Source organism: Alteromonas sp. M12 (assembly GCF_037478005.1).
Lineage (GTDB): Bacteria > Pseudomonadota > Gammaproteobacteria > Enterobacterales > Alteromonadaceae > Aliiglaciecola > Aliiglaciecola lipolytica_A.
The window spans coordinates 2,511,203-2,530,274 of sequence record NZ_CP144164.1 but is presented as its reverse complement, the minus strand read 5'-3'; the positions used below and the strand labels follow the sequence as shown (position 1 = coordinate 2,530,274).

13 protein-coding genes are annotated in these 19,072 nt (G+C 38.9%); 10 read left to right on the top strand and 3 right to left on the bottom strand.

Going from position 1 to position 19,072, the window contains the following annotated elements; translation table 11 throughout:
* Positions 1 to 2: 2 nt before the first annotated feature.
* Positions 3 to 479, bottom strand: coding sequence for a bacterioferritin (bfr, locus tag VUI23_RS10765; RefSeq protein ID WP_216046629.1), 477 nt, complete (start codon positions 477 to 479; stop codon positions 3 to 5).
* A 120-nt stretch (positions 480 to 599) separates the two neighbouring features.
* Complete coding sequence (locus VUI23_RS10760) at positions 600 to 2,174, bottom strand: cation:proton antiporter family protein (protein ID WP_216046628.1); 1,575 nt, start codon at positions 2,172 to 2,174, stop codon at positions 600 to 602.
* A gap of 455 nt (positions 2,175 to 2,629) precedes the next feature.
* On the opposite strand from VUI23_RS10760, the gene VUI23_RS10755 reads away from it, so the two are divergent.
* The 4 genes from VUI23_RS10755 to glgC all read left to right on the top strand — a co-directional run bounded on the left by VUI23_RS10755 (position 2,630) and on the right by glgC (position 8,082).
* Positions 2,630 to 3,052 (top strand): hypothetical protein, encoded by a 423-nt coding sequence (locus VUI23_RS10755; RefSeq protein WP_342804380.1) that lies wholly within the window; start codon positions 2,630 to 2,632, stop codon positions 3,050 to 3,052.
* 175 nt (positions 3,053 to 3,227) lie between these two features.
* The gene (locus VUI23_RS10750) at positions 3,228 to 5,633 is read left to right on the top strand and encodes a PAS domain S-box protein (RefSeq protein WP_342804379.1); all 2,406 of its coding nucleotides are present in this window, start codon (positions 3,228 to 3,230) and stop codon (positions 5,631 to 5,633) included.
* The gene (locus tag VUI23_RS10745) at positions 5,626 to 6,234 is read left to right on the top strand and encodes a response regulator (RefSeq protein ID WP_342804378.1); all 609 of its coding nucleotides are present in this window, start codon (positions 5,626 to 5,628) and stop codon (positions 6,232 to 6,234) included. The genes VUI23_RS10750 and VUI23_RS10745 overlap by 8 nt, the downstream gene beginning before the upstream one ends.
* 540 nt (positions 6,235 to 6,774) lie before the next feature.
* Positions 6,775 to 8,082 carry a glucose-1-phosphate adenylyltransferase gene (gene glgC / locus VUI23_RS10740; RefSeq protein WP_342804377.1) on the top strand — a complete coding sequence of 436 codons (1,308 nt, stop codon included), beginning with the start codon at positions 6,775 to 6,777 and terminating at the stop codon, positions 8,080 to 8,082.
* 50 nt (positions 8,083 to 8,132) lie between these two features.
* Here glgC and VUI23_RS10735 read toward each other — a convergent pair whose 3' ends face one another.
* Positions 8,133 to 8,660, bottom strand: a complete 528-nt coding sequence (locus VUI23_RS10735; RefSeq protein ID WP_342804376.1) for a GNAT family N-acetyltransferase — start codon at positions 8,658 to 8,660, stop codon at positions 8,133 to 8,135.
* 590 nt (positions 8,661 to 9,250) lie between these two features.
* Here VUI23_RS10735 and VUI23_RS10730 point away from each other — a divergent pair.
* The 6 genes from VUI23_RS10730 to VUI23_RS10705 all read left to right on the top strand — a co-directional run bounded on the left by VUI23_RS10730 (position 9,251) and on the right by VUI23_RS10705 (position 19,064).
* Complete coding sequence (locus VUI23_RS10730; RefSeq protein WP_216046622.1) at positions 9,251 to 10,276, top strand: HlyD family efflux transporter periplasmic adaptor subunit; 1,026 nt, start codon at positions 9,251 to 9,253, stop codon at positions 10,274 to 10,276.
* The gene (gene rbbA / locus VUI23_RS10725; protein ID WP_342804375.1) at positions 10,276 to 13,047 is read left to right on the top strand and encodes a ribosome-associated ATPase/putative transporter RbbA; all 2,772 of its coding nucleotides are present in this window, start codon (positions 10,276 to 10,278) and stop codon (positions 13,045 to 13,047) included. The genes VUI23_RS10730 and rbbA overlap by 1 nt, the downstream gene beginning before the upstream one ends.
* A 3-nt stretch (positions 13,048 to 13,050) precedes the next feature.
* On the top strand, positions 13,051 to 14,175 hold the full coding sequence (locus VUI23_RS10720) for an ABC transporter permease (protein ID WP_303499950.1): 1,125 nt from the start codon (positions 13,051 to 13,053) through the stop codon (positions 14,173 to 14,175).
* 160 nt (positions 14,176 to 14,335) lie between these two features.
* Positions 14,336 to 16,078 (top strand): potassium/proton antiporter, encoded by a 1,743-nt coding sequence (locus VUI23_RS10715; protein WP_342804374.1) that lies wholly within the window; start codon positions 14,336 to 14,338, stop codon positions 16,076 to 16,078.
* 327 nt (positions 16,079 to 16,405) lie between these two features.
* Positions 16,406 to 18,124, top strand: a complete 1,719-nt coding sequence (locus VUI23_RS10710; protein ID WP_342804373.1) for a cation:proton antiporter — start codon at positions 16,406 to 16,408, stop codon at positions 18,122 to 18,124.
* Entirely contained in the window at positions 18,111 to 19,064 is a 954-nt protein-coding gene (locus VUI23_RS10705; RefSeq protein WP_216046618.1) for a universal stress protein, read from the top strand. The genes VUI23_RS10710 and VUI23_RS10705 overlap by 14 nt, the downstream gene beginning before the upstream one ends.
* The last annotated feature ends 8 nt before the right edge of the window (positions 19,065 to 19,072 follow it).

Here is a 19,072-nt window from a genome sequence, read left to right as displayed (position 1 = left end):
ACTTAATCTCCCGAGCCCACTTGCGTTTGCAAGTAATTTTCCAAACCTAACGCTGAAATTTGGTATTCTTGTGTTTCCAACCAATCCAAATGCGCTTCTTCATATTCCAATATTTCTTCTAATAAATCGCGAGATACGTAATCTTGTTCAGATTCGCAAAGAGCAATCACATTTTTCAGCTTGGGAATTTGTTCTAATTGAAACTTACTGTCGCACTGCAACATTTCAACGGTTTCTTCACCAATATATAGCTTTCCAAGCATTTGCAAGTTGGGCAGACCTTCTAGAAACAAAATACGTTCAATTAACTCGTCGGCTTGTTTCATGTCTTTTATAGACTTTTTATAACAAACTGAATTCAGTTTTTCTAATCCCCAATTTTTATACATCCTCGCATGCAAAAAATATTGGTTGATAGACGTAAGCTCAGTGGTTAGCACCTCATTCAGAGCTGCTAATATATTGGCTTGACCTTTCATTTCAAAATTCTCCTAAAACAGTATGTGGCAAGTATAGACCAACAATCCGTGAAATGTAATATTTTCCTTAAAAAACAAATGGATACCCAATGCTAACAATTATCATTTTTGATTCCCTTATTACTTACTGGAAAGGGATAACATTTGTAAGCTCTCTTCAGCGAAACCCGTACCTGCCTCTGTGAAGAAGTTGAATACCTTGTCTGCCCCCGCTTTTTGGAGTAATTCGATTTCATCTTCATAGCGCGCAATGGATGCCACTGTTCCTTGATAATCAGCGTTCCTAAGTTGTTGAGTGATATTACTAATATCTTCTACTGATGGGACCGCCAACATGACGATATCGGTTTGACGTAAATCGAAATTTTCCCAAAAATCTACATCTTCACCGTCACCAACAAACACTTGCATGTCTTGTTTTTGCATTTTGCGTATTCGGTTTGGATCAGCGTCCATTCCCCAAACTTGTTCTTTCATAACGCTTTCCAATGCCTTATACGCACCTTTACCGACTCGGCCCATTCCAATGATAAGCACACGTGCATTATCTGGTAAGTTATAAATATCTTCTTTTAAGCGTTGCGGATGTTCATAATTTTTAAGTTTGTGTTTGATTCGGTTGTACTGTTGATGCGAAGAACGATAACCAAAACCGGTGAAAAGGAAAGAGATAGACACCGCCAGAGCCAGTACAACCAACCAGTGCTTTTCGACTAAATTTTCATTTACTAATAAGGCAACAACGATAAGTCCAAATTCACTGTAATTGGCCAATACCAAACTCGCTAAATACGAAGTTCTTGCTCGTAGACGTAAACGAGTAAATATACTGAAGAATAGTCCGAATTTAAGTGGAATGAGGCAGCATAGTAATAATGCAGTAAGCAACATTTCTAATGTGGGTAACGCGGTGAAACCGATTGACAAGAAAAAGCCGATAAGAAAAAGATCTTTGAAACTCATTAGTGATTTAGATAATTCAGAGGCTTTTGCTTGATTAGCTAACAACATACCAAGAATAAGCGCACCAAGATCGCCTTTAAGTCCCACTAATTCAAATAATTCATAACCACCAATTGCAATCAGAAACCCCATTAACGGTAATAACTCACCGTGACCGGCTTTATCTAGTAACAATGACCAAATTGGTTTTGCTAATAATAATAGAAGCAATAACACCGCCCATATTGAAGGGATTTTACCGGTGGCAATTACCAGGAAAATCACCGCAAAAATATCCTGCATAACCAAAATACCAATCGCGACTTTTCCATGCCTTGTCCGAATTTCACCACTTTCTTCTAGTATTTTTACAATACAAACCGTGCTGCTAAAACTAAGTGAAAAAGCAATGAGAGCACCGGTTACAATATTTATATCCGCAAAATATCCAATTCCTAATGCGGTGAGGAAAACAAAACTCGAAGCGACGATGAGTACCCAAAGCATCATGTGTAAACTGCTGCCCATCCATACTTCTGATTTAATCAGATCTCTAATATTGAGTTTAAGACCTATAGTAAACAGCATTAGGGTAATGCCAAGGCTTGCTAATGTATCTAGAGATGCATCAGGTTCATAACCCATAAAATTTAAGCTAAATCCAGCAACCAAAAATCCAATCAATGGCGGTAAACCTATGATTTTCATAATTAAACCGCATAAAAATGCTACTAGGATGAAAGCGAATTCCATAATACTCCGACAATAGATATGTAATAGATAGATTTAATTAAATAATATACTCAGAGATAAAGATGCATTAAATAAATTAATTGTAATAACTTAGACATTGTTCAGATGGGTTATGTTTGTGTTAACCCTTAACTATTTTTATCTCTATCAAATTGGATACATTATTTAGATGGATTTTGTATAAATGTAGTGATCCCAATGTTTATTTTTTTGGGCGAAAAGCTCGTTATACCAGTTGGGCCCAACTATTTGCTATTGTTTGGCATCTTTAGGTGCACGTCATTTAAGTTGAATATATTAGAGCACAAATTTGATTAAGGTGAAATCTTACATTTATTAGAAAGTTTTATAAAAACTTCAATCACTTACCTTAATTAGCGTTATAATGTATTCAAACTAAGCATCTGCTTAGATATACATTTGCACAAATGGTTTACGACTTTTAAGGTAATTATATGAGTGATGATGCAGCCGCTTTTAAAATCACTCCCATGGGAGATATTCTTTTTATTGTTTTAAAAGGGCTTTGGACCGTTCAGGCTGATCTTTCTTATATTAGTGAATTGTCACTATTAACAGGAAAGAAAAAAGGCCGTGATTGGGGGATATGCGTCGACATGACTAATTGGACGATGCCACAAGAAGTGTTTGAATCTCCATTTAAAAGTAAAATATCCTTGAAACGAAGAAATCAAATCGGTGAAAGTTGGGTTACTAAATCTTCAACCCAAGGACAAGAGTTGATGCCCTTTTTCGAAGACGTATCATTTACCCCGCAACGATTTGATGATCTTAACGATGCCTTGTCTTATTTAGAAAATCTTGGGTTGAAAGTGCCTAGTTCTGAATCGGTAAAAAAACACACTTTAATGGATTAGTGATAAAATACAATTTGCTTTACGCTCATTTAAGGCTAAGAAAAATATTCAACACAAGGTATTACAATCAATATATCTAAACGCTAATTTGCATTCCTTTAACTGGTCTCATGCAAGGAGCAATAACAAGTTTTTAAATTTTTACTCGTAAGTGTATTTATAGGCCAATGTTTAAATGGAAAAGAAAATAAACACCAACAAATGGCGTATTAGTTTTTCTCCACAGATCGCTATTCTTATTTATGCGGTTATCGCTGGCGCAGTTACTTCGGCACTAATCGCTTTTCTAATTTTGTACATTGAGACGCAAGAACGTGCTTATATCGACAATGTAACTCAAACTACCGCTAACAAAATTAAAATATTGTTAGAGGAAGATATAAACACACGAATTGTGTCATTGACAGAATTTACTCAACTATCCAAAATATCGAATAATTTATCCGATGTCGATTGGAATTTAATTGCACAAACTTTGTATGATACGCAACAGGGTTATCAAGCAATTAGCTGGGTTGACAGTACTTTTCAAGTAAAAAAAGTGTTGCCCGTTGAACAGAACGAAATAGCATTAAATATTGATTTAAATGCTGTTTCAGCGTCGTTATCTGCAGCCGTGAAAGCTCAAAATAGCACTCATTCAGCATTCACAATTCCTATTTCTTCAGTGGATGGAAAATCCGGTTTCGGAATATACGCACCGGTTTTTAAAGGTCTTGGCAGCACAAAACAATTACAAGGTTTTATCGGCAGCGTGTTTCTTTTTAACACCTATTTTAAAGAAGTATTGCCTTCTTATTTATTGTCTGACCATCAAATACTGTTGACTGTAGATGGTCTGCGTATCTATCCAAATACACTCACTAGTAATTTAATTGATACTCGATGGAATAAACACGCAGCATTTACACTTGAAGGCCAAAATTGGCAAATTAATATTGCACCTACCAATGAGTTTTTAGCCCACAAACATTATCGAATAATCAAAATTTTAACCTTGCTCGGTGTACTGCTCAGCTTTTTTGTGGCACTTGCTTTTTATGCTGTTTTGCTGTCACGCAGAAAAGAAAAATACATAAAGGATGATCGTAAAAAAACTGAGCATTTTTTAAAAATGTTACCAGGGATGGCATATCAATCCTTTAACGAAAAAGGATGGCCAATAATATTGGTAAACGAGGAATGTGAAGAATTAACTGGATATTCTAAAGATGAATTCGCAAGAGATAGCATTATTTGGGGACAAATCATTCATCCCGATGACTATGAACGGATTGTGAAATTAGTCGACAAGGCAGTAAAGCAACAACGACGCTTTGAATTTGAATATCGGATAGTGACAAAAAACAATGAAATTAAGTATGTTTGGGAAAGAGGAGAGCCGGTACGTTCCCATTTAACAGAAGACTTTATATTGGAGGGGTTCATAACCGATATAACTTCTATTAAACAAGCACAAGCTGACTTGATACATAGCCACGCATTTTCTGAGGCAATTGTTAATTCAGTGGTTGAGGCGGTTATTACCATCGACCAAAAGGGCAATATAAAAAGTTTCAATAAAGCTGCCCTCAAGATGTTTGGCTACTCTTTTAAAGAAATCAAAGACAAAAACGTAAAAATTTTAATGCCTCAGCGTCAAAGTGAGCAACATGATCAGTACTTAGCTAAGTACTTAGAAACAAATGAAACTCATATTATTGGAACTGGACGTGTGTTAACGGCCAAGCGCAAAGATGGTTCAATGTTTCCTATTCATTTATCGGTCAGTGAAATTGTTAATCCCGAAGGCAGAGTATTTGTTGGTTTAATTCGAGATATTACCGAGCAAATAGCTTCAGAAGATAAAACTCGTCGATTAACCGAACAATTAGCTCACTTTGATCGCTTAAATGCGTTAGGGGAAATGGCCGTTGCAGTTGCCCATGAAATTAATCAACCACTGACCGCAATAGCATTATTTTCAGCAACTGCTAAAAATATGTGCGAAAAACAAAATTTCGAAATGCTCCCTGAGTTATTAGATAAATTAACTCAACAATCACTTCGTGCTGGCAGTGTTTTGGAGCGTGTGCAAATAATGACTAGAAAAGGCGATAGTCAAAAAGAAGCGGTTGATAGCAATATATTAATCGAAGAGGTCATAAAATTAATTGAACCTATTTCACGCTTACATGAAATATTGATTCAGGTAGAAACGGGTGACCAGCATGTTGCTGTCTTTGTTGACCGAGTACAGATCCAACAAGTGATACTGAATTTATTGCGAAACGCCATGGAATCAATGCAAGCAATTGACTTTAAAAATGGTAATGTATTAACAATTAGAGCGTCTCAAAGCGAAGCAAACACGTTTCAGATTTCGATAGAAGATACAGGTTGTGGTTTATCTCAAAAGTTAAAAGACGAACTTTATACGCCATTTAGCACAACCAAAAAGAATGGAATGGGGATTGGGTTGTCAATTTCCAAATCAATTATTGAAGAACATGGTGGACACTTAATGTTCAAAGATAATAAACCATACGGGACCGTTTTTTATTTTACGCTACCGATTTCAGGAGGAAAAACACATGACTGATCAGCAAACGGTATATATCATCGACGATGACGAAGCTATCCGTGATGGAATGGAAATGTTGCTTGCATCGATTGGACTTAATGCTAAAAGCTTTGTGAATGGCCAGGAGTTTTTGAAAGAGTTCAATGACGACATGAAAGGGTGCATCGTACTCGATATTAGAATGCCGAAAATGAGTGGTTTAGAATTACAATTAAAGCTAAAAGAACTAAATAGTTTGTTACCTATCATTTTTATCACAGGCCATGGTGATATACCGATGGCAGTTGAAGCTATGCGAAACGGTGCTATTGACTTCATCCGAAAACCCTTCAATGATCAAAATTTAATTGACCGAATCAATGAAGCCCTAGCGTTAAACTCCAAACAAAATGCCTGTATTGATAATAAGCAGAAGGAAGTCAGAAAAATCAGTCTTCTGTCTAATCGGGAAAAGGAAGTATTCAATTTAGTTACCGAAGGGGCAATGAATAAAATGATTGCGTCTGAGTTAAATATCAGTGAGCGAACCGTTGAGGTTCATCGCTCCCACGTTATGGAAAAACTTGGCGCAAAAACCTTGGCGCAACTAGTGCGAATAAAAATACTGTCGGAACAGTAAATAAAAAAATGGAGTCCATCTATGGTTGGATGTGATGAACTCCAAAGAGGAACTGAAACCTTTGTTTCAGGTAGTTGCTGTGTATATGTATACACAGGAATAGCTTAACTACTATCGCTTAATCAGAATATTGGGGGTTACCGCTAAATGCGCGAGACTAACCTGTGGAAATCCCTAATAGATATCGTAAAACTAAATCAACTATTTAGCTGTCGTTTTTAATTCCATGATTACATTAGATAAATTCCCAATTGCGCAAATTGTCTTTAATTTTCGGATGTTTTGGCTTTAATAAGCCGTTTTTTGACAAAAAACGGTTGGTAAAAAATAATCCCCACAAAAACATGATTCAAAAGTACGTATTTCCCACAATTAATTACGAGAAATCTCCAATAACCCAATCCTGATGTGAAACGTAAACTTAGTTTTATTGGCGTTACGACACACCCTTAAAAAATTAACACTATATCTTCTACAGATGTTAACAACATTTTTCAAAATCCGAGCGTTAACTATATTTTTAGAAATAAAGGAAGGCAGATGGTAATTTCAAATAGTCGGTATGTAAGTCATTTAACACGGGATACGTTAGCTCTGGTTTTAGCTGGAGGGAAGGGAAGTCGTTTATGTGAATTGACACAACATCAGGCAAAACCGGCTGTTCATTTTGGCGGTAAGTTTAGAATTATAGATTTCCCGTTGTCGAATTGTGTTAATTCAGGAATTAGAAAAATAGGTGTAATGACACAATATAAGGCCTATAGCTTATTACGACATCTGGCCAGAGGTTGGGGACATTTGAATAGAGAGTTGGGGGAATTTGTAGAATTACTTCCTGCGTCTCAACAATACTCATCAAGTTGGTATGCCGGTACCGCTGATGCACTTTATCAAAATATTCGGTTTATCCGTGAAAACGCCCCAAAATATGTGGTTGTATTATCTGGTGATCATATTTACAAAATGGATTACGGAGACATGCTTGCTCAACACGCACAAAGTGGAGCAGATATGACCATATCTTGTATTGAAATGCCAATTGAAGAAGCCGCAGGTAAATTCGGCGTAATGTCCGTTGATCAAAATAGCAGAATTACTGAGTTTCAAGAAAAACCAATTAATCCTTGGGTTATGAAAAATAAACCAGGTTCAACTTTAGCCTCTATGGGAAATTACGTATTTAGCACTGAGTTTTTGATTGAAAAGCTAATTGAAGATGCAAAAAATAACGAGTCTCAGCACGACTTTGGTCATGATATTATACCGAATGTGATAAAAAATAATCACGTAGAAGCGTTTGTATTCCGCTCAGAAAACCCAAATGAGGCAACTTATTGGCGAGATGTGGGCACTTTAGATTCATTTTGGCAGGCAAATATGGATTTAGTTACAGCAACGCCAGATATTGATTTATACGATAAAGATTGGCCAATATGGACTTATCAGAAACAATCTCCCCCTGCTAAATTTATTTACGATGAAGAAAAACAAAGTGGTTATGCCGTTAATTCCAATGTTTCAGGTGGATGCATAATATCGGGCGCTATTGTCAAACAATCTCTATTGTTTTCTGATGTGCACATAGAAAATAACAGCTTTGTGGAAGATTCGGTAATTCTTCCCCATGTGAAAATTGGTAAAAATGTTAAAATTCACCGAGCTGTTATCGACGCAGATTGTGAGATACCTGATGGTTTTGAAATAGGCATTGACACTAAGTTAGACAAAGCCAGAGGATTTCGAATAAGTCAGGGAGGAGTTGTGTTGGTAACAAGTGATATGTTAAGCGAACTTAATAAAGTCGAAATATATGAACAGAATAACCAACACAAAAGGTTAAGAGCTTAAACAACAGAGTGCTGGTTAGCTTGCATATTGTAAATCCATAGAGCCCCGTTTTAGCAGGGCTCTATACTGTATATAACCAGCGCATCATCTTCTGGATCTAATTCCATTTTCATTCCCACACTTTGTGCGAACTTATGCATTTTGGTATTACTGCGTAAATCAATGGAATACAGTCTTTTAATACAATTTGCTCTAGCATGCACATATAGATGATTAAATAACTCAGTGCCTATACCAAGGTGTTGGTATTTATCGGCTACAACGAGCGCCATTTCCCGTTCATTTTTTTGCTTACCATTCACATAGCGACACACACCAATTTCTATTTCATTCCCATCTTCTTCAATGGTGGCAATGTAGGCCATATTATTTACATAGTCGATATCACACATTTTTTTCAACATTGATGGAGATAATTCTCTTATCCCTTCCATGAAACGGTTGTGTTTACTTTGCGCAGAAAGATTTTTAACGAATTCAGCTTCTATGTTTTGATCATCAATCGAAATGGGGCGAATTGTGACATCTAGTTTGCCAATTTTTAAATGGGAATGATCGGTGGTAAGTCTTACTGTCATAATTGATACTCTTTGCTAACAAAACACTCTCCTAATCGATTAGTATAGTATAGACCTCAACAGCAACAATAAGGGAATATGCAAAACATATTGTGGTTACTACTTAATACTTTGCTCAATTACCCCTTAAAAATTTCACTTATTAGCATAAATTACGAGCGTAAATTGATGGTTAACTAAGTAAATACGTGAAGTTTGCATAATTTGTTCTCTTCTATACGTAGTTTCCACATTTTAGTAAGAGGAATCGCTAATTTATAAAGGAGCCATTCAATATTAAAATTCCGTACATTAGACAAATTGTTGTTGATCTTTAACTTTGTTTACAGCTTCAATCTTGAGTAGTATCCACAATTATATTTCGCCTATGCACATTAAAACATGCTCAAGACCGTTTCGATTAAAAGCGTGTGAAATCACTCAATTTTCTCTCAACTTTATTGATTTTAAAAAATGATAAAACCATGACTTAAACGAGTAGAGCATTGGTGACAAAGTGATTGAAGAACATAAACCACCTTGTAACCAATCTATTTTAGCGCTCCCGCTTGTCTAAGAAAAATTTTAAAAAGTAACGTTAAGGACAAACAATGAAGCAAGGTAATAAATTACCTTTTAGCGCAGTATTATTGGTAATCGTAGCGGTCGCGTTTTGGTTGCTTTGGGATTATATCCAACAACCTTCTTTACCTTCTGATTTCGCTTCAGGTAACGGTCGTATTGAAGCTGTACAAGTGGATATTTCAACCAAGATTGCCGGCCGCGTGCAAGAGGTCATCGCATCTGAAGGTGACCTTGTACAACCTCAACAAGCGTTAGCCCGTATCAATACCGATCAATTGCAAGCCCAATTACTGCGTGCCGAAGCCGATGTGGCTGCAGGTGAGAGTCTAATAGCTTCCGCTAAAGCCTCCATCGCACAAGCTAAAGCCCAACAACTTTTAGCTAAACAAGAGTTATCTCGGGCCAGTGATTTAATTAAAAAATCGGCCATTAGCAAAGAAACATACGACACTCGGGTAAGTGCTTTAGCGGTTGCTGATGCGTCAGTGGAGGCTGCTGATGCGATGCTTATTTCTCGCCAAAGAAATGTGGATGCACTTAAAGCTGGAGTGCATGAAATTCAAACGCAAATTGAAGATGCCACTTTAGTATCACCAAGTATTGGACGAGTGCTTTATCGTCTTGCAGAGCCTGGTGAAGTTTTAGGCAGCGGCGGCAAAGTATTGACCATCATTAATTTAGCCGACGTGTATATGGAGATATTCTTGCCTTCTAGTCAAGTACATCGTATTGCTATTGGCGCAGAGGCGCGGGTCAAGCTTGATATTCTCGATTATCCTATTCCAGCCACCGTTAGCTTTGTATCTCCGGAGTCTCAATTCACGCCAAAACAAGTAGAAACGCAAAGTGAGCGAGATAAGCTGATGTTTCGGGTGAAAGTAAGAATTCCTCAAGAATTAGTGTTATCCCATATTGAACAAGTTAAAACTGGCGTTCGTGGGGTTGCCTATGTGCGTCTTGCGCCCACTGATAATGAGTCTCCGTCAGAATGGCCTGAGTATTTACAAAACTTTCCACCCGCTTTGAATTTATCTGAAAAAAGCGGTAACTAATGGAAAGCGCTAAGGCAGACACTCAGTCTACCGTTGCTAAGATTCGGGACGTTAGACATATATATAAAAATACTCTGGCCTTAGATGGTATAGAGTTAGATATTCCATCAGGTGTAGTGATAGGGCTATTAGGCCCTGACGGGGTGGGTAAATCTACCTTGTTAAGTTTAATTGCCGGAGCACGTAAGCTGCAACAAGGACAACTTGAGGTGCTCGGTGGCGATATGGGGTCGCAAGACCATCGCAATAGAGTTGGTCCGCGGATAGCGTTTATGCCTCAAGGATTGGGTAAAAATCTCTATTCAGAACTCAGTATCGAAGAAAATTTAGATTTTTTCGGTAAATTATTTGATTTAAGTGCCGCTCAGCGTAAAAGCCGAATTAAAAAATTAACCCTTGCTACTGGTTTAAATTCTTTTTTAGACAGACCTGCAGGAAAACTATCTGGCGGCATGAAGCAAAAGTTAGGTCTGTGCTGTTCACTAATACATAATCCAGACCTACTCATTTTGGATGAGCCCACCACAGGGGTAGATCCCCTATCACGACGTCAATTTTGGCAACTAATTGCCAATATTCGTCAAGAACGCCCGTCAATGACAGTGGTTGTGTCGACTGCCTATATGGACGAAGCTGAAGGATTTGATTGGCTAGTAGCGATGAATAATGGGGTTATATTAGAAACTGGCACCCCAAACGAACTGAAAACAAAAACCGGTACTGACAATCTTGAAGCCGCATTTGTTAAACTGTTACCAGAAGATATCCAGAAAAAAGACATCGAATTAGTTATTCCACCATTTGAACAATCAGATGCTACGCCGGCTATCGTCGCTGAGAGCTTAACCCGCAAGTTTGGTGATTTTACAGCGGTTAATAAGGTTAGTTTTGATATTCAAGCAGGTGAGATATTTGGTTTTTTAGGTTCAAACGGTTGTGGCAAAACCACCACAATGAAAATGTTAACTGGCTTATTGCCAGCTTCTGAGGGGAAAGCCTTTCTTTTTGGACAAGCTGTAGATGCGTCTGATCTGGAAACCCGTAAACGGGTCGGTTTTATGTCTCAAGGGTTTTCGTTGTATGGCGAACTTAGTATTGAAGAAAACCTCATCCTACACGCCAAATTGTTTCACTTACCTCGTACTAAAATGCGCAACAGAATTGATTCGTTGCTAAAACGTTTTGCATTGGAAGAGTTTAGAGCTTCACAAGCGTCATCATTGCCACTAGGCATACGACAAAGGCTGTCACTTGCTGTGGCTGTTATTCACGAACCAGAGATTCTTATATTAGATGAACCTACCTCAGGAGTAGATCCAGTTGCTCGCGATGGTTTCTGGGAATTGTTAATCGAATTGTCCCGACGTGACAAAGTTACCATCTTTATTTCCACTCACTTTATGAACGAAGCAATGCGCTGTGATCGTATCTCCTTGATGCATGCTGGCCAGGTATTAGTCTGCGATACGCCACAAAATTTGGTTGCTGAAAAAGCCGCAGATTCGTTGGAAGATGCTTTTATTGAGTATATTCAAGCTGCAATAGGCGAGAGCCAGACTAGCGATAAGAATTCAGAAATGGACGTGAAACTGGATATCGCCAGCGACTTGCCTAGTGAGCAAGAAACCCATGTTCCTCCTAAGAAATTTAGTTTATTTAGGCTATTTGCATATAGTTTTTTAGAAACCAAACAGGTCATACGTGACCCGATAAGATTAGCTTTTGCTTTTTTAGGCAGTGCGATCTTGTTAGTGGTGATTGCCTATGGCATTTCGCTGGATGTTGAAGACTTAACGTTCGCGGTCCTTGATCACGATCAAACCCCACAAAGTCGTCAATATATTAGTAATTTCCAGGGGTCACGCTATTTTATTGAAAAAGACGAATTACACACCCAAGAAGAATTGGAATTGCGCTTAAAATCCAATGACATCACCTTGGCCATCGTTATTCCTCCAGGCTTTGGTAGAGACTTAAAAAAAGGTGAAACCCCTAGCGTATCTGCGTGGATAGATGGCGCGAATACCACACGAGCAGGCACCATTGAAGGCTATGTTGCAGGTGGTCATATTAAATACCTAACGTTGCTGGCCACCGAGGCCGGTATTGATGCCTCAGCTTATTACAATGTTACGTTAGAGTCGCGATATCGCTATAACCCTTCGTTTGAGACTATTTATTCTATAGGACCCAAAACGCCGGCAATGTTATTGCTACTTTTTCCGGCAATTCTGATGGCAGTTAGTATTTCCCGCGAGAAAGAAATAGGTACCATTACTAATTTTTATGTAACGCCCACCAGCACACTGGAATTTTTAATTGGCAAGCAATTACCTTACATTTGCATTGGGCTAATCAATTTTTTCATTCTGACATTGATGGTTGTATTCCTACTTCAAGTGCCACTAAAAGGAAGTTTACTGGGCTTGAGCTTAGGCGCGTTATTTTATGTTTGTGCTTCAACCGGTTTTGGATTGTTAATTTCATCAATGACGAAATCACAAGTGGCTGCTATTTTTGCAACCACAGTACTATCGGTAATGCCCACTATCCAATATTCAGGAATAATACAGCCAACCTCGACCTTAGAAGGGATAGGCCAATTTATTGGTTCACTTTGGCCTGCCACTTATTACATGCATATGAGTGTAGCGGCCTTTACCAAAGGTTTAAGCTTCAATGATTTAGCCCAAGATCTTTTTATTCTGGCTATTTTTGGTCCCTTATTTGTATTGATGGCCTCGGTCATATTGAAGAAACAAGAGGCGTAACCGATGAAATTGTGGTCGAACATTTTCTACCTCGGTACTAAAGAATTACGCACAGTCATGCGAGACTTTGTCGTAGTGGGGCTGGTCATCTATTCATTCAGTCTCGATATATACCTACAATCAACAGCCATCAGTGAGTCGGTCAATAACGCATCAGTGGCAATTGTCGATGAAGATAATTCAGCTCTGTCGAGAAGAATTACCAATGCACTCTATCCACCATACTTTAAACAACCAGAACTGATTAGTGCAGATCAGATTGATGAAGCCATGGATCATGATCGTTTTATTTTTGTCGTTACGATCCCGCCAAACTTTGAAGAAGATGTGCGCGGCCATCGACAACCGACTGTGCAAATCGATGTTGACGCAACAGCAGTTTCGCAAGCTAGCCTTGGAAATAGCTATATTCAGACTATTGTGAATAAAGAAGTTAATCATTACGTAAATCGATCAGACCAAGATACAACATATGCGGTGACGTTAGTCTCTCGACGTGCATTTAACGCAAATGGAACTGGTATGTGGTTTGGTGCAATTAATGCGTTACTGAATCAAATTACGATGCTTACTATCATACTCACAGGGGCAGCACTTTTAAGAGAGCGGGAACATGGAACCATTGAACATTTGTTGGTTATGCCTCTCAACTCTTTTCAGATAGCGATGTCTAAAGTGTGGGCAAATGGTCTTATCATTCTGATCGCGTTCTCTATATCTATGTGGTTGGTTGTAAGTACATTATTGGATGTGCCAATTACTGGTTCCCGATGGTTATTGCTTGCCGGTACTACGGTTTATTTATTTGCAGCAGCAGCCATTGGTATTTTCCTTGGTACTATTGCGCGTACTATGGCTCAGTTTGCATTACTGTTAATGATCGTGATTATCCCGATGATGTTACTGTCAGGTGGATTAACCCCCATAGAGAGCCAACCGGATATCATTCAACCTTTTACTATGCTTTTACCGTCTCGACACTATATGGCGTTCGCACAAGCTGTGGTCTTTCGCGGTGCTGACCTAGTCATTGTTTGGCCACAACTGCTATATATGATTGGGCTGGGTTCTGTTTTCTTCTTTTCAAGCTTGGCATTATTTCGCAGAAGCATTGCCGCAGAGCACTAATTCTTTTTGGTTATAAAATTAACCTTTTTCATTTATTATTAAGGAGCACTAGATAATTAAAAAATATGTAAGTGAAAGCGAATTTTAGTAAATTTAGCCTAATAAAATAGCGTTGTTAGGAAACAATACTTATCTGAAGTTTGGGCTAATTAGGAACATTATGACAATAGATCTCATATACCAAAATATATTTGGCGCGGCTATTCTCGCTTTACTTTGTGTTATTGCGACAGTACTCACTCGTCGCATCGGGGCTCCAATTCTTTTGGTTTTTTTACTGTTAGGCATGCTTGCCGGAGAACAAGGTTTAGGGGGGGTGAAATTTGACGATTTTAGCCTCGCTTTCCTATTTGGAAATGTGGCATTAGCCATTATCATTTTTGACGGTGGTTTAGGTACTCGTAAAGACACTTTTCGTGTAAGCCTCAAGCCAGCGTTATCTTTAGCTACCGTTGGCGTTTTAATTACCGCCGGCATTACCGGTTATGCCGCCCATGCGATTTTAGGATTACCATGGCAAGAAGGTTTACTAATTGGTGCAATTGTTGGTTCTACTGATGCTGCAGCAGTATTCGGCTTATTGAGGAATGCTGGATTAGAACTGAAAGAGCGTACTGGAGCCACCCTCGAAATTGAATCTGGATCAAATGATCCCATGGCCATATTTTTAACCATTACTTTAGTACAAATTATACAACTTAGTGGTGATGGTAGTCAGGGTTGGACAATATTTAATGAGCTTTTCCGTCAAATGGGACTGGGTCTAGCCATAGGTTTTGCAGGCGGTTATGTGCTGTCACAATTGTTAAGACGCGTACCCCTGCCTGTTTCATTGTATCCATTGTTGGCGTTAGCTGGCGGTATTAGCCTGTTCGGTTTGACCACACTTTGGGATGGAAGTGGGTTTCTCGCGATCTTTATTGCTGGGGTAATGATTGGTAATACTTCAATTCCTTATAGCAATGATATCCATAGATTTCATGATGGTATCGCTTGGTTGAGTCAAATTGGTATGTTTTTAATGCTAGGCCTTTTGGTTACGCCGAGTAATCTGGTCCCGATCATAATTCCGGCTATGGCAATTGCTTTTGTACTGATATTTATCGCCAGACCATTGGCAGTATTGATTTCGTTACTGCCTTTTCACTTTCCATGGCGGGAACAAACCTTTATTAGTTGGTGTGGGTTACGTGGTGCGGTTCCAATTATCTTAGCGCTATTCCCATCATTGGCTGGATTAGAGCACACTCAGACCTATTTTGAATTGGTTTTCTTTGTGGTTTTAATTTCTTTAGTGTTACAAGGTTGGACAATGGCTCCAATGGCGAGATGGTTGCAAATTGAATTGCCGCCAACGGCAAAAGAACCTGAATATTTACAGTTAAAGATAAAACACGAACAGGATAAAGAACTCCTTATATATCCTGTTCTAGCCGGGAGTCGCGCGGCTGAGTCGACTATTAAACAATTGCCGTCAGCTGAAGGAAGTCAGATTGTTGGGGTTATTCGCAGAGGTATTCTTGCCGATGTTGAAGAGCACGAAAAATTGTTAGGGGATGATCAAGTGATGATTTTGGCTACCAGTAGCGCAAGACCTGCATTTGGCCGTTTTTTCGCTTCTGCTGCGCATTCGTCCTTCTTAGAATCTGACCGTTTCTTTGGTGAGTTTGTTTTGAATCCAGAGGCTCGCTTAACCGATATAGCTCACGTCTACGGGTTCGACGTCGCCCCGTCTAATGAAGGCATCACTATAGAGCGTTACCTTATCAATCATTTTCACGGTAAGCCCGTGGTTGGAGATCATGTAAAACTAGGTCAAGTTAAGCTAATTGTTCGAGAAGTTAATGGCGATCATATTGTATCTGTAGGTTTAAAGTTAAAAGCGGTTGAAGACAAAATTTGACATGAATAAGCCCTCAACCATTATCAATTTACAAACAAAAGAGATGGTTAAATTTATTCTCAATAATGCGTTAGCTGGTATAATTAAAAGCTATCAATGAAACCTTAACTGACTAAAGTTGTTTCACTGAATTGGACAGTTTCTGCCGCTAAAAGCTGCGCTATTACTGACTGGCATAAATTGCAGATGAAGACTTGATAAAGGGGGGGGTTAGGTTTATTAAACTCCCAATGAGCAGCGGTGGTGCGTTGAACATTAAATGGATAAGTCAGGTTACTATCAATTAAATAATGAATCGACACGACTACAAGGAATAGGAATGCTGTTGTGAACATTTTTGATATTATTTCTCGATCATCTTTCGCAGAAATTGCCGCGCTCTTAGTGTTAGCCGCTTTGCTGGGCTTTATCGGCCTGCTTTTGCGGCAACCTCTTATTGTCAGTTTTATTGCTGTAGGTCTAGTCGCTGGCCCATCGGTTTTAGATATCGTCCATTCTCAAGAACAAATTAAACTCTTATCTGAATTGGGTATAGCGGTACTGTTGTTTCTAGTAGGCATCAAACTCGATGTTAAATTGATTAAATCCATTGGCGGGGTATCGGTTTTAACCGGTCTTGGGCAAGTTGCCTTTACTTCTTTAGTGGGATATTACATTGGTTTAGCCATAGGTTTAGATCAGATTACTAGTGTATATGTAGCTGTTTCGCTCACTTTTTCATCCACCATAATTATTGTAAAACTTCTGTCAGATAAGCGTGAAATCGACTCCTTACACGGTCAAATTGCGTTAGGGTTTTTGATAGTACAAGATTTGGTCGTAGTGTTAGCTATGATCGTTTTGGCCGCCATCGGTATTGGTTCTGGTCATGGTGGTGATTCATCTGTCTTACAGGTAGCCGCTTCAGGAGTTGGCTTGGTTTGCTTTGTGATCGTTTTTGTTCGCTATATTGCCAATCCCCTTACAGAAATATTAGCAAAAGCCCCAGAATTATTGGTTATTTATGCTATAGCACAAGCAGCGTTATTTGCTGCAATTGGAGATCTAGTGGGGTTGGGCATGGAAGTAGGGGGGTTATTAGCAGGCGTTTCTTTAGCCTCTACGCCATATCGTGAAAGTATTGCGGCTAGACTCGCGCCCTTACGTGATTTTTTATTATTGTTCTTTTTTGTTGCGTTAGGTGCTTCGCTAGATCTGACCCTACTGGGTTCTCATTTTCAAGGCGCAATCCTATTTTCATTGTTTGTGCTTATTGGTAATCCTCTAATTGTTATGATTATTATGGGGATATTGGGGTATCGCAAAAGGACCGGATTTCTAGCAGGTTTGACAGTGGCACAAATAAGCGAATTCTCATTGATTTTTATTGCTATGGGTATCAGCTTAGGCCATGTACCCTCAGATATTTTAGGATTAGTGACTTTAGTCGGCATTGTCACTATCGCAGCATCAACTTATATGATCACTTATTCCCATCAATTGTATGGATTTTTTGAACCCTTTATTAGTTGGTTTGAGCGTCCTGGGGCACCTCGAGAAAAAGCCACTGAACACCTTTCCGGTGAAGATTACTCGGTGATTATCTTTGGGCTAGGCCGTTTGGGGACCGCTATTGCCATGCGTTTGAAACAGAAAGGAATCAAAGTGTTAGGCGTCGATTTTAATCCTGCTGCGATAAAACGTTGGAATTATCTGGGTCTAAGTACCGAGTATGGCGACGCAACTGATGCCGAATTTATTCTTGAATTACCCCTCAAACGCGCTAAATGGGTGTTATCAACCATCCCGCATCACCAAACTGGCTTATCAGCAGAAGACACACGAAGAACCATAGTTCAATTAACTCAAGTTGCTGGTTTCACTGGCAAGCTTGGCGCTGTTTCACATAGTAGCGATGATAGCGAAGAGTTAGCCTTACTTGGTGTTGAACTGATTTTAGAACCCTTCCAAGATACCGCAGATCGGGCAGCTAGTGTTTTACTCGATGGACTTTATGTGCAATCAAATGAAAATGTAATAGGAGATACTCAATATGAAAAGGTTTAAGAACTTTCTATACGTAATGAGCAATCACATGAACGAACCTTCACCCGCACTAATGCGAACAGTTTCCCTTGCTAAAAACAACCAAGCAGATTTAACCTTGCTTTATGTGCTTCCTAAACTTTCTCTTCCAAAAAGTACAGGTATTGATAAGCACAAACTCGAAGAAAATATCCTCAATAGTGAACTCGAAAATTTACAACAGTTGATTGCTTCCTTGGATAACGAGGTAAACGCAAAAGCTCAAGTCAGAGTAGGTAAAAGGTATTTAGAAAGTATCCGAGCCGTTCTTTCCCAAAAATATGATTTGGTGGTAAAAGAGGCTGATAAAGTTAGCTGGTTAGATCGCTTAATCGGCAGTGATGATATGCAATTACTACGCAATTGTCCTTGCCCAGTGTGGTTAATGAAGAAAGATGAACAGGCTGAATATAAACACGTTATGGCGGCGGTTGATTTTGATTCAGAAGATGATGAAACCTGTAACGATGAATTAAATGACATGATCATTGAACTCGCAGGGTCAATATCCTTGTCTGAATTTGCCACATTGCACGTAGTAAATGCGTATGACGTGCCTGATGCTGGATTTATTAGCCTTTGGGTCGAACAACCAGAAAAAGTTGAAAGAGAATTGTACGAGTCGGAGTACCGTAATAGAAAATTTAGGATGGATTCTATATTTGATGAGTTAAAACAAAAAATAGGAGAGGAGGCTTTCAATTTCTTATCCCTTCGCTCACACATAAGTAAAGGCAACCCCGGTCAGGAATTGCCTAAAATAGCCGATAGCATTAAAGCCGATTTAGTGGTTATGGGAACCGTTGCACGGACAGGTATTGCAGGACTTGTTATTGGAAATACTGCTGAGACTATTCTTTATCAATTACAAAGTTCAGTGTTAGCGATAAAACCTAAAGGCTTTGTATCTCCGGTTTCGTAAGCATTAAA